This window comes from Pseudomonas kitaguniensis, from assembly GCF_009296165.1.
GTDB classification, from domain to species: domain Bacteria; phylum Pseudomonadota; class Gammaproteobacteria; order Pseudomonadales; family Pseudomonadaceae; genus Aquipseudomonas; species Aquipseudomonas kitaguniensis.
Genome location: NZ_VUAZ01000040.1, coordinates 1 through 11,653, shown reverse-complemented (window position 1 = coordinate 11,653; position 11,653 = coordinate 1). Strand labels below are relative to the sequence as shown.

General features: G+C 58.2%; 10 protein-coding genes, 1 tRNA gene and 2 pseudogenes. 4 read left to right on the top strand and 9 right to left on the bottom strand.

From position 1 onward, the window contains the following. Positions 1–111: 111 nt before the first annotated feature. Together F0169_RS07710 and F0169_RS07705 are read right to left on the bottom strand one after the other, a co-directional pair. Entirely contained in the window at positions 112–387 is a 276-nt protein-coding gene (locus F0169_RS07710; RefSeq protein ID WP_122218868.1) for a hypothetical protein, read from the bottom strand. Further along, positions 384–1,363: pseudogene (locus F0169_RS07705) on the bottom strand (integrase domain-containing protein). The gene F0169_RS07710 and the pseudogene F0169_RS07705 overlap by 4 nt, the downstream one beginning before the upstream one ends. Before the next feature lie 792 nt (positions 1,364–2,155). On the opposite strand from F0169_RS07705, the gene F0169_RS07695 reads away from it, so the two are divergent. After that, entirely contained in the window at positions 2,156–2,503 is a 348-nt protein-coding gene (locus tag F0169_RS07695; protein ID WP_152746164.1) for a hypothetical protein, read from the top strand. A gap of 203 nt (positions 2,504–2,706) precedes the next feature. Here F0169_RS07695 and F0169_RS07690 read toward each other — a convergent pair. Continuing rightward, positions 2,707–2,781: transfer RNA gene (locus F0169_RS07690), tRNA-Thr, on the bottom strand. Positions 2,782–3,207: 426 nt separating this feature from the next. Here F0169_RS07690 and bcsQ (F0169_RS07685) point away from each other — a divergent pair. Beyond that, complete coding sequence (gene bcsQ / locus F0169_RS07685) at positions 3,208–4,176, top strand: cellulose biosynthesis protein BcsQ (protein WP_341869085.1); 969 nt, start codon at positions 3,208–3,210, stop codon at positions 4,174–4,176. A 169-nt stretch (positions 4,177–4,345) separates the two neighbouring features. Beyond that, entirely contained in the window at positions 4,346–5,263 is a 918-nt protein-coding gene (gene bcsQ / locus F0169_RS07680; RefSeq protein ID WP_152746162.1) for a cellulose biosynthesis protein BcsQ, read from the top strand. A 221-nt stretch (positions 5,264–5,484) separates the two neighbouring features. Here bcsQ (F0169_RS07680) and F0169_RS07675 read toward each other — a convergent pair whose 3' ends face one another. The 6 genes and pseudogenes from F0169_RS07675 to F0169_RS07655 all read right to left on the bottom strand — a co-directional run bounded on the left by F0169_RS07675 (position 5,485) and on the right by F0169_RS07655 (position 9,647). Continuing rightward, positions 5,485–6,672, bottom strand: coding sequence for a methyltransferase (locus F0169_RS07675; RefSeq protein WP_152746161.1), 1,188 nt, complete (start codon positions 6,670–6,672; stop codon positions 5,485–5,487). Continuing rightward, entirely contained in the window at positions 6,653–7,342 is a 690-nt protein-coding gene (locus tag F0169_RS07670; protein WP_058413123.1) for an ABC transporter permease, read from the bottom strand. Before F0169_RS07670 ends, F0169_RS07675 begins: the two co-directional genes overlap by 20 nt. Beyond that, entirely contained in the window at positions 7,342–8,034 is a 693-nt protein-coding gene (locus F0169_RS07665) for an ABC transporter permease (protein ID WP_058413124.1), read from the bottom strand. The genes F0169_RS07670 and F0169_RS07665 overlap by 1 nt, the downstream gene beginning before the upstream one ends. A 73-nt stretch (positions 8,035–8,107) precedes the next feature. Further along, positions 8,108–8,251: a transporter substrate-binding domain-containing protein gene (locus tag F0169_RS28330; RefSeq protein WP_425274280.1), complete on the bottom strand. Its 144-nt coding sequence runs from the start codon at positions 8,249–8,251 to the stop codon at positions 8,108–8,110. A gap of 81 nt (positions 8,252–8,332) precedes the next feature. Continuing rightward, positions 8,333–8,778: pseudogene (locus F0169_RS28325) on the bottom strand (transporter substrate-binding domain-containing protein); the annotation flags it as partial. Between the two features lie 95 nt (positions 8,779–8,873). Continuing rightward, positions 8,874–9,647, bottom strand: coding sequence for an ABC transporter ATP-binding protein (locus F0169_RS07655; RefSeq protein WP_058413126.1), 774 nt, complete (start codon positions 9,645–9,647; stop codon positions 8,874–8,876). 552 nt (positions 9,648–10,199) lie between these two features. Here F0169_RS07655 and gabP point away from each other — a divergent pair. Next, positions 10,200–11,591: a GABA permease gene (gabP, locus tag F0169_RS07650; RefSeq protein ID WP_058413127.1), complete on the top strand. Its 1,392-nt coding sequence runs from the start codon at positions 10,200–10,202 to the stop codon at positions 11,589–11,591. Positions 11,592–11,653 lie beyond the last annotated feature (62 nt).

Below are 11,653 nucleotides of genomic sequence, written 5' to 3'. Positions count from 1 at the left end.
CCACGGTGTTTCGATAGACACATGCGGCGACGTCCTCGCACCAAGTGGTGATGGGAAGTAGCGCGCCGCTGAATGTAACGAAGTGCTTCCCCTTGCTTCGCCCGGTACTGCCTAGAGGCCGAACTGCCACGATCTTCCCAGCCGCTTCGTGAGCAATCGCATAGTCAGCACAAAATAATAGCGGGTCGATTGCGCATGCCCATTCAGGCGGTGATTTAAAAACCATACAAGATGCTTCTGCTGCCACGTCCACGGACTATCTCGATGCCAGCGATCGGCAATAGCGGCCTGGATGGCCTTGGCTTGCCGAATATGGCGGAAGCGCGTGGCATGTGACCCACGCAAAACGCCTGCCAAAAACAGCTCCATATCGAACGCTATGGTCATGCCCGTCCACCGATGTACGTCGATGTTATGTCGATACGTCCGTGACCCAACTCATAACTGATTTGCACACGAGCCAGACGATCTAAACGCGGGCCTAGCTGAAAGTAATGACCGCCATTAACGGGCGCAAGATGTTGTGTGATTTGCTCATAGCGCTCACACGCATAGGCCGCCCGTAATTCGTGGAAGCCTCTGAGATTATGTGTATGCAGAATGTCCGCGCGGGCCGGACGACTGCCCGTTGAAAATCCCGGTAGCTTTCGCCAGACGCCAGCAGATTATGACTACCAACGGGTGAGACATATTCGGCATAGCCCAATGCTTCGCAAACATGATAACTGGCGACTATCCAACGAGGTGCTGTTGCTCCCGAGCGACCTCCTTTGGTGCCTTCCTAAATATTGATCCTGCCAAGTTGTTCCGCTTCTCGTTTCAAGCGCACTAGGTCTGCCAGGATTGCTTCGCGCAAGCGCATCCCGGTCGCTCTCGCCAGTTTGATAATGGCCGTAGCACGCGGCATCTGATGCTCGCCGAGGGTCTTGATGATGTTTTCACCCCGGTCACGATTTTGACCTTGCGGCGCGGACGTGCGAACTGCCATACGCTGTAAGCACAGCGCCTTGCTCTGGCTTGGCACTTTCACTGCTTGATCACCGCGAAGCGCAGTCAGGGTGCGGTTGACTGTGGATAGCCGATTTTGCGCCGTCGCTATGGCTAGCTCTCCGCGCTCGACCTGCTGCCGCAAATTTTGCGCATAGTCGCGCAAGGTCTGTCGATCAATCTGCCGCGCATCATTAAACCCAGGTCCAGCGTCTGATCGACACCAGCATGCAAACGCCCGCCAACGGTCACTGTGCGCCTTGACCGTGCCGTAATGCCCGCCGCCAAACAGGTCTTTCAACGCCTGTGGCCCGGCATAGCTCAGTTGGCGGCCATAGCCAAAATTCCGCCCATCCCTTTTGCCTACCAATGCCATGATCAAACTCCTCTCGAAGCCAAACCCTTAAAGCCTTTCCCCACGTCATCCCGCCAAGAATGTTGAGTGTTATCAGGGATCAAAGCCCCTGCGACCTATGAGCGTTGTCCACTAACGCGGGATGGCGGCTCCTTACGACCGAGAGCTTGGGCATTACACGATCTGGCCTCCTGAACACTTCCGAGGAAGTGGGCGGGTGGAGGCTGCGCGGGCTGACGAGACCGGCGCCGCGAGATCCTGAGTCAGGTAAAAGCAGTGATGCGATGACCGAGGCATGCCTGACTGTCAGTCAGGTGAAGTCCATTCCGTGGGCTGCGGCACCACCATCTGCACCGCTGTTGCTGGTGACTTCGGTGTTTGTCACGCCGATTGTCACGAGGGGGAATGCCGCAAAGCCTTGTACGAGGCGGCCTGCAGCAGCGGTAGGAGCGCCCGTCTCTTTCCGGGAGAAAGAGAGGCCGCAGGTTGGCGCAAGGAAATGGCAAAGCGGATAGGTTGCTGCAGCGCAGCTATGCAAGGGGATCAGTTGCCGCAGTGGGCGCACTGGAAAAAATAGGCATCCATCACATCGCTGTGAGCGTGCGAGCTACCGGACGCTAATTGCACTTTTGGATAACCACCACGATGTGGCGTAAGCCTTGTATCAAGGCTCGAATTTTTAGAGCGCGCTCTATCGATTTGCGGGAGTAACGCGCCTGCATTGAGTGGAAACGGCCAGAGCGACCTCTTAACTCTTAATCTGTGACTTGATGACGCGGTGACTGGCACTGCGATCTCAAAAGGAGCCTACCAATGAGACCGAATTTTTTTGTGGACGATGAAGACGAAGCCATCGCCAAGCGCTATTTCAAGAAAGTGAATAGCATTGGTTTTGTTTGTGTTGGTTTGGCGTTGACCATAATCACAATGCCTCATCCTGAGCGCGCTGCATGGTTTGCCTTCGCGGTGGCGATCGCCTATGCGTTTAGCCACGGTGATGCCTACAGGAAGATCGTTGCCTATTACCTATCGCGTTATAAAGGGTTCGGCGGTGGTATTCGCTTGGCGTTGAAAGCCGCTTTCTTTTTGCTGGGTACGAGTTTGCTGTCGGCGATTGGGCTTCAGATTTTAACCCCTGAAGTTATCGGCATCCTCCCATAGCGGGATTGTCTTATGGGGCGGGGGGGGGCGGATCCATCCATGATCCGCTTACCCTTAGAAGTCGAGGTGGGGCTTAGGCGAGTAGCAGAGGATTTTCAAGTGTGGGCACTTTTTGGGCATTTTCGCCAAAACGGCATGCCGAGCCTTTGAGAATTCTTAAACCCCAGAAACCACAAAGCCCCGCATTGCGGGGCTTCGAGATATGGTGCCGGCACAGGAGTCGAACCCGGGACCTACTGATTACAAGTCAGTTGCTCTACCAACTGAGCTATACCGGCGTGTTAGGGCGACGATTATAGCGATTGCAAAGCATCTGTAAACCCCTGAATTCTGACTATTTTTGCGAAAGTGAAGGTTTTTTCGCGATCCCCGCTTTTTCCTCCCCTCAACTCCCCTTTATAGCCGCGCATCTGCACGTGTCAGGCCCCGTCAAACCAGCTCAATCACCACCCCCGCGATTGTCACTGAATCTCGAAAGTCACCTCTCGATTGGCATGATTCAACAAGTGTTGATCAAAAAACACCCGCCGCTGCCCTGGCGCATTGATTTAACAGAAGTACCTAAACAAAAAGCCATAAAAATGACGTAAAACCGCTCATCAGAAAATAGCTCACTGAAAAAGACCAAATTACTGACACTGCCCGCGTGATAACACACAATGCACGCCTCATTAACACCGCAGTCCGTCAGGGAGAGGCATTCAGTGGCGCGTGCAGAGCACATTGCAAAACTAAGCGCCGCGCTGGGTGCGCACTCCTCAAGCCTGCCGCGTGCGAGCGACGAATTCACTGCGCAGCCCTTGCAGCGTTTGCTCAACAAACTCAGCCAAGGCGAGGCGAATCACTTCCACCCGCCCGAGCGGGTCGAAGGCCCGCGCGGCGAGGTGTATTCGGACACACAGTCACCGACTGTCGTGGTGCTGGTTTCCGCCACCGGCGGCGTCGGGCGCAGCACGTTAGCGGCCGCTCTTGCGAGTGGCTTGCAGCGTGAAGGGCACCCCGCCTTGGCCTTGGACCTGGACCCGCAAAACGCGTTGCGTCATCACTTGTGTCCGGGGTTTGATCTGCCGGGTATCGGCGCCACGAGCTTACTCAATCAAAGCTGGCAGGCCTTACCCCAGCGCGGTTTCGCGGGGTGCCGTGTGATCGCTTTTGGCGAGACCGACCTTGCGCAGCAACACAGCCTGAATCGCTGGCTGGGGCAGGATGTTGAGTTTCTCGGCAAGCGCTTGGCCCGGCTTGGCCTGAATGGCCAGCACACGGTATTTATTGATGTGCCTGCGGGCAACACGGTGTATTTGCGCCAGGCGATGTCTGTGGCGGATGCGGTGCTGGTGGTGGTTCGGCCGGATGCGGCGTCGTTTCGTCGTTTGGCGAAGATGGACGAGGTGCTCGCGCCGTACTGTGCGGGCGAGTCGCCAGCGCAACGGTTTTACGCGATTAACCAGGTGGATGGCGGTTGTGCGTTCAGTCAGGACATGGCGGGTGTGTTCAGGTTGCATTTGGGCGATGCGGTGTTGGGTGAGGTGCATTGCGACCGGGCTATCAGTCAGGCGCGGGCGTATGGACGAGACCCGCTCGACCCTGCGCTCAATAGCGTCGGCTGCCAGCAGGTAAATGCTCTGTGCCGTGCCTTGATGGCGCAGAGGCGTCAATCAATCACGCGTCATTAAATTGACCATTTACCGTTTGTCTAAAAATAAACCCGCAAAAAACTCAAGATAATGACACTTGGCCAGTGTTCCCACATGATGCGTCAACTGTGACGCCCACAAGAAGACCTGCGGTAAGTGCTGCTTGCCGACCTTTCACGTCTTTAAGCTGCGTCGTGTGGAGCTGGTTATGAGCCTTAGCGAAGAACTACTGGCGTTGTTCGGTAAAAACGTCACCCGTGATGCTCAAGGCATCAATGCGCGCATGCACTTTTTCGGCACTGTGCCTACCGAGGCTCCCACGCCTTCCCAAGTGACTGATACCGCTGCGCTGCGCCCAAACGTGGTGGCGTTGGTGTCGATGAATGGCGGTGTGGGTCGTAGCACGTTGGTCACGGCGTTGAGCAGCGGTTTGCAGCGCGACGGTGAATCGGTGGTGGCGCTGGATCTGGACCCGCAAAATGCTTTGCACCATTACTTCGGCGTCAATGCGGCGGTGCCCGGTATCGGCCGTACCAGCCTGGAGCATGGGCCGTGGAGCCCGTTGCAGCAGCTCGGGTTTGCCGATTGCCAGGTGCTGACCTTCGGCGATATTGACCTGCAGCAGCAGGAGAACCTTGAACGCTGGCTCAAGCGCGAGCCGACGTGGCTGGCGCAGCGCCTTGCGTCGATGGGCTTGAGCGAGCGGCAGACGGTGATTATCGATACGCCCGCCGGTAATAACGTGTATTTCCATCAAGCGCTGAGTGTCGCCGATGTGGTGCTGGTGGTCGTGCAGCCCGACGCGGCATGCCTTGGCACGCTTGATCATCTGGATGTGTTGCTCGCCCCGCACCTTGAGGGCGAGCGCGCACCGGCTGTGCATGTGGTGGTGAATCAGGTGGATGAGGGCAATGCGTTCAGCCTGGAAATGCTTGAGGCGTTAAAGCAGCGTCTGGGCAAAGCGCCGCTCAAGGTACGTCGCGAGAGGGTGATCAACGAGGCGTTCGCGTTTTCTGTCGACCCGCAGGAGTGCCTGTCGATGCGGCTGGCGAGTGAGGGTTTCAACCAGATTTGCCAGTTATTGAAGGCCGCAAAAAAACCGCGTAAGGCGCTATTTATACGCTGACGCCAGATGCTTATGCACAATTGGTTGGTTGCCGCTGTCACGAAATCGCCATTTTTTGGAATTGCTCTCAACACGCCGCAACTGCCTGTTTTGCGTGCGTTTTATTGGGCTGAGCAAAAAATAACCAACGTGGCTTTTGGCGTGTATTGTTGATGACTACAGGTTCTGTAAAGAATTCATCAACAGACTTATCCACAGGGCATGCCGAGGCAATTTGCCCCTTAATCGCGCTCGGCCAGCACCATCAGGTTGCGCGGCGTCAGCGTGGGTTCGCAGAAGGTGCCCAACTGGACACTGTAGCCCTGTTCCGCGAGAAACAGTGCCCGATCGAGTACCAGCCACATCTCCAATGCGCGCCGAAACAGGCCGCGCACCAACTCCAGGTTGCGCACTTCTGCCAGGCGGCGCCAGCCGTGGGCTTCCAGCGCTGGCCAATCCTGTTCGCCTGTGGATAAACCTTTGAGGCTTGCCAGTTCGCGGCAGTAGTCGGCGAAGGATTTAGCCAGCCAACTGGCGGGCAGGGAAGGCGTGGGCAGGTAGTCGTCGCAGCCGCGCAGTTGCCGTTGTAGCTGATCAAAGCCGAGGCGCCGGGCCATGGAGGTGTCGCGTTGCTGGCGCACACGGTTGCCGGCGGTGACGGTTTCGCTCAGCGGCAGGCCCAGGTCATCAATCGACAGGTGCAAGTGCGAGGCGCGCCCGGCAGCCGACAATGCTTGATAGTGATCGGCGCTGATGCGGTTGTAGCAGCAGGGCGCCAGCGCGAGTTGCTTGCAGCCGGCCGCGCTGGCCACTTGCAGCAGTCGCACATGCAAGTCGCCGCAGGCATGCAGGGCGACGGGTGTGTGGTGGGGGCTTATGGTTACGTCCGCCATCACATCTTGCAGGCAATGGGTAGCGGGCAAGCCGTGGTGGTGGCTCAAGGCTTTGCCGGCGGCGATCAGCGCCGGGTCGTATTCCAGGCAGGTCAGTTGTTGGCCGGGTTGCAGCAGGCGGCGGCCAAGGTGGCCTTTGCCGGCGCACCAGTCCAGCCAATGCGCCGGCGTATGCGCAAACTGCAGCGCTGCGCCGAAGGCTTCGATTTGTTGCCACTTGCGCCCGGGTACGTCGACGTTCAGCCGAGGGCGAGCGGCTTCAAGCGCGCGCGCCGGTAACTTATCCACAGCACTGAGCTGCTGCGCCATTGCGGCCAGTTGTGCAAAAGGCGCGGGCGCAGGTACGTCATGTGGTTGGTTGTGGCTGGCTTCGGCATCGGCCAGCGAGCGCTGGCGCAGCCACTGGGCAAGCTCGGGGTGTTGGGTTTCCCAAGGTAATTGCCGGTGGGTAAAGGGCCGTGGTCGCCACAGCCCTTGGTGCTCGATCAGAAACGCATTCAGCGCGGCAAAGCGTGCCTCAGCGTCCTTGGCAAGCATCGACGCGCAGCCAGCGTTCCAGCAGTTTGAAGCCGCGTACCAGCAGGTAGGAGATCACCAGGTAGAACACGCCCGCGGTGAAGAACATCTCTACGGTCAGGTAATTGCGCGCAATGATGGTCCGTGCCATGCCGGTCAGTTCCAGCAGGGTCACGGTGCTCGCGAGGGAGCTTGCCTTGAGCATCAAAATGACTTCGTTGCTGTAGGCCGGCAGGCCGATGCGGGCCGCGCGCGGCAGGATGATGTAGAACAGCGTTTTGGGCTTGGACATGCCCAGCGCGCGGGCCGCTTCGATTTCACCCGGCGGAATCGCCTGGATCGCGCCGCGCAGAATCTCGGCGATGTAGGCCGCTGTGTGCAGTGTCATGGTGGCCGTGGCGCACCAGAACGGATCGCGCAGGTAAGTCCACATGAAACTTGCGCGCACGGCATCGAACTGCGCCAAGCCGTAGTAAACCAAAAACAACTGCACCAGCAGCGGTGTGCCGCGAAAGAAGAAGATGTAGGCGTACGGTAACGAGCGCACATACCAGCGCTTGGACGAGCGTGCGATGCCCAACGGAATCGCGAGGATCAGCCCCAAAATCACGGCGATGCTCACCAGTTCCAGGGTCAGCGTGGCGCCCTGAATAAACTTCGGCAGCCACTTATAGATGACTTCCCATTCCATTACGTCGTCCTCACGAAGCCGCGAGCGGCGCGTTTTTCCAGGAAGTGCATCGCCACCATCGACAGTGACGTCAGGCCCAGGTAGATGAACGAGGCGACTAAGTAGAAGGTGAAGGGCTGTTTGCTGACGGTGACCGCGATCTGCGCGTGGCGCATGATTTCTTCAAGGCCGATGACCGTGACCAGCGCGGTATCTTTCATCAGAATCAGGAACAGGTTGCCCAGCCCCGGAAGGGCGATGCGCCACATCTGCGGCATGATCAAGCGGCTGAAAATACGAAACTTCGACAGGCCCAGCGCCACACCGGCTTCGCGGTGGCCCTTGGGGATAGAAATGATTGCGCCACGTAACACCTCAGTGGCGTAGGCACCAAAACACAGGCCCAAAGCGATCACGCCAGCCGCAAAGGCGCTGAGCGAAAGGTCGGCAATACCGAACAGCTCACCCACGCTGCGCATCAGATTGATCGTGCCAAAGTAAATCAGCAGCACCCACAACAGTTCCGGCACGCCGCGAACGATGGTCGAGTACGCGCCGCCAAGCCATTGCAATGGTTTATAGGCAGACGTCTTGGCCAAGGCGCCGGCGAGGCCCAGCACCAGCCCCAGGCAAAGTGCCGTGAGCGCCAGTTTGACGGTCATCAGCGCGCCGGCAGCGAGCGCCGGGCCGAATCCGTAGAGATTGAAATTCATGGTGTTTTCATATCGCGGCAGGCAATGCTAAAGCCTGCGCGCTCAAGCGAGCGCGCAGGGCAGGTGGTTCAGATCATTCGATGCTGAACGGGAAGTACTTGTCGTTGATTTTTTTGTAGGTGCCGTCTGCCTTGATCTCTGCCAGGGCTTTGTTCAGGCGCTCGCGCAGTGGGTCGCCTTTGCGTACGGCGATGCCGATCTTGTCGCTTTCAACCACCGGTTCGCCTTTGAATTCATAGGCCGAACGTCTTTGCTCTTGAGCCACTCGTACTGCACGTATTTGTCGGCGAGGATGCCATCCAAACGGCCCGACGTCAGGTCGAGGTAGGCGTTTTCCTGGGTGTCGTAAAGCTTGGCTTCGGTGTCTGGCAGCTTGTCTTCCAGGTAAGTACCGGAGAGGGTCGCGCGTTGTGCACCGATGATCTTGCCCTTCAGGTAAGCCGCGTCGGTCTTGAAGTCTGCGGTGGCTTTGGGCGCGATGAATTGCAGTTTGTTGGAGTAGTACGGGTCGGTGAAGTCGACAGCCTGCTTGCGCTCGTCGGTGATCGACAGCGAAGACACCAGGAAGTCGAACTTCTTGGCATTCAGGGCCGGGATGATGCCGTCCCAGTCGGACACATACACTTCGCACTTCTCGATTTTCATCTTGGCGCACAGGGCGTCGCCGATGTCTTTGTCGAAGCCGACCACGTTGCCGCTGGCGTCTTTATTGTTGAAGGGCGGGTAGGCCGCTTCGATCCCCATTTTCAAGGTTTCGGCCATGGCCGTGGCGCTGAATGCCATCGAAACGGTCGCGGCCAGAAGGAATTTTTTATAGTTCTGCATGCAAGGTTGCTCCGTTAGCGGTTGCTGGACATGAATTGTTTGCAGCGCGCCGAAAGCGGGTTGTCAAACACCTGCTGTGGCGATCCTTGCTCTTCGACCAGGCCTTGGTGCAAGAACACCACTTCACTGGAAACTTGACGGGCAAACCCCATTTCATGGGTAACCAGCAGCATGGTGCGGCCCTCTTCGGCCAGTGCGCGGATCACACTAAGTACTTCCTGAACCATTTCGGGGTCAAGCGCCGATGTCGGCTCGTCGAACAGGATGACCTTGGGCTGCATCGCCAGGGTGCGCGCAATGGCCGCGCGCTGTTGCTGGCCACCCGACAATTGCGCGGGGTAGGCGTGGCGCTTGTCGCTGATGCCGACCTTGGCCAACAGGGCTTCGGCCACTTCTATCGCCTCAGCCTTGCTTTGGCCAAGCACACGGCGGGGCGCCTCGATGATGTTGTCGAGGATGCTCATGTGCGGCCACAGGTTAAAGTTTTGAAACACAAAACCGATTTCGCTGCGCAAGCGGTTGATCTGCTTGCCATCGGCGGCCATCAGCTCGCCGTTTTTTGCAGCCTTGAGCTTGAGCTCTTCGCCGGCGACCAGAATCTGCCCCTGGTGCGGGTTTTCGAGCAGGTTAATGCAGCGCAGGAATGTGGACTTGCCGGAACCGGAAGAACCCAGGATCGAGATCACGTCGCCGTCGCGGGCGGTCAGCGATATACCTTTAAGTACCTCAAGCTCACCATAGCGTTTATGCAAGTTGCGGATTTCAAGCGCGGGCGCGGCCTCGGCCATGTGCGGTCCTCATTGTGTTCATTGCGTTTCTGCTGCTGGGCCGCCTTCCTGGCGAGGCGCCAAGCTAGCATAGCGTTCGGATGCCAGCCAACAGCGCTGCGCAGGGTTAACCGGGGGTGTGGGCAGGGTGTCGCATCAGCGCAGCAGCGTGTCGTGCTATCAACAACCCGGCAGCCGATTGAACCCGGAAATCCGCAGGTTTCGCGTAAAAAAGGGCGCGATGGTGCCAGCTTTGGGCGGACGTTGGAAGGGTTAACCGGGCAAACGGTACACATCGGCCCCTTTATGGAGCGCTACGCACTTTTTGTGTGTGTTTTTGGTGCACTTAATCGTTATGGAAGTGGGTCGCACGGTAACGCCATAGCGGAATGCCATTGTTCTCAATGACTTGCAACGATTGTGGGTTTGCCTTGCAGGCCGCGCCGATCAAGGCTCTGTAACATTTTGGCGCAAATCTTGCGTAAAAAATAAAGAACGCCCCGTTGTTTCTCTACACGAGAAACCTCGCAGGTCGGGCGGACCGTTTTCGCAATTCCTCGTAAAGGTGTGTCAATGAGTAGTACGCAAAGCTCCAATGACCTCGAACAGGGGCTCAAACCGCGTCACGTCACCATGTTGTCGATTGCCGGCGTGATTGGTGCCGGTTTGTTTGTCGGCTCGGGCCACGCGATTGCTGCCGCCGGCCCTGCAGTACTGCTGGCTTACGCCGCAGCGGGTACGCTGGTGGTGTTGGTGATGCGCATGCTCGCCGAAATGGCGGTGGCGTCGCCGGACACCGGTTCGTTCTCCACCTACGCCGACCGTGCGATCGGTCACTGGGCCGGTTTTACCATCGGCTGGTTGTACTGGTGGTTCTGGGTACTGGTGATTCCGTTGGAAGCCAACGCCGCCGCGACCATCCTTCACGCCTGGTTCCCCGACGTGGCGATCTGGGCGTTTACCCTGATCATCACCTTGCTGCTGACAGCGACCAACCTGTTCAGCGTGAAGAACTACGGTGAATTCGAGTTCTGGTTTGCGCTGATCAAAGTCGTGGCGATTGTGGCGTTCGTCATTCTCGGCCTGGCGGCGATTTTCGGCTTCTTGCCAACCAGCCAGGTCAGCGGCGTTTCGCACCTGTTTGACACTCAAGGCTTCATGCCCAACGGCATGGGCGCGGTGTTGGCGGCGATCCTGACCACCATGTTCTCGTTCATGGGCACCGAGATCGTTACCATCGCGGCGGCCGAATCGAAGAACCCGGGCCAGCAAATCACCAAGGCGACCAACTCGGTAATCTGGCGGATTGGTTTGTTCTACCTGCTGTCGATCTTCATCGTCGTGTCCCTGGTGCCATGGAACGATCCGACGCTGGCTGCGGTAGGTTCCTACCAGACCGTGCTGGAACGCATGGGCATTCCGAACGCCAAGCTGATCGTTGATCTGGTGGTGTTGGTTGCCGTGACCAGTTGCCTCAACTCGGCGTTGTACACCGCGTCGCGCATGCTGTTTTCGCTGGGCCGTCGCGGTGACGCACCGGCTGTGGCCAAGCGCACCAACAAGAGCGGCACGCCTTACTGGGCGGTGCTGTTGTCTACCGGTGCAGCGTTCCTTGCGGTATTCGCCAACTACGTGGCACCGGCGGCCGTGTTCGAATTCCTGCTGGCCAGCTCCGGCGCCATCGCCTTGTTGGTTTACCTGGTGATTGCGGTGTCGCAACTGCGCATGCGCCAGAAGCGTACAGCGGCGGGCGAGAAGATCGTGTTCAAGATGTGGTTGTTTCCCGGCCTGACCTACGCGGTGATGGTGTTCATCGTCGGTACGCTGACCATCATGCTGTTCCAGGAAGCGCACCGCGTCGAGATCATCGCGACCGGAGTGCTGAGCTTGCTGGTGGTGGCGGCAGGGTTGTTTGTGGCGAGCCGCCGCAAGGCGCAAAGGGCTGGCGCTACCGTCCTGAATTGATATTCACCTGTGGGAGGGGGCTTGCTCCCGATGGCAGTGGATCAGTCGGCACATTTGTCGGC

Bases quoted from the DNA above. Each gene is read 5' to 3' on its own strand.
- F0169_RS07710 (WP_122218868.1), bottom strand. From the start codon at position 387: ATGACCATAGCGTTCGATATGGAGCTGTTTTTGGCAGGCGTTTTGCGT.
- F0169_RS07695 (WP_152746164.1), top strand. From the start codon at position 2,156: ATGAGACCGAATTTTTTTGTGGACGATGAAGACGAAGCCATCGCCAAG.
- bcsQ (WP_152746162.1), top strand. From the start codon at position 4,346: ATGAGCCTTAGCGAAGAACTACTGGCGTTGTTCGGTAAAAACGTCACC.
- F0169_RS07675 (WP_152746161.1), bottom strand. From the start codon at position 6,672: ATGCTTGCCAAGGACGCTGAGGCACGCTTTGCCGCGCTGAATGCGTTT.
- F0169_RS07670 (WP_058413123.1), bottom strand. From the start codon at position 7,342: ATGGAATGGGAAGTCATCTATAAGTGGCTGCCGAAGTTTATTCAGGGC.
- F0169_RS07665 (WP_058413124.1), bottom strand. From the start codon at position 8,034: ATGAATTTCAATCTCTACGGATTCGGCCCGGCGCTCGCTGCCGGCGCG.
- F0169_RS07655 (WP_058413126.1), bottom strand. From the start codon at position 9,647: ATGGCCGAGGCCGCGCCCGCGCTTGAAATCCGCAACTTGCATAAACGC.
- gabP (WP_058413127.1), top strand. From the start codon at position 10,200: ATGAGTAGTACGCAAAGCTCCAATGACCTCGAACAGGGGCTCAAACCG.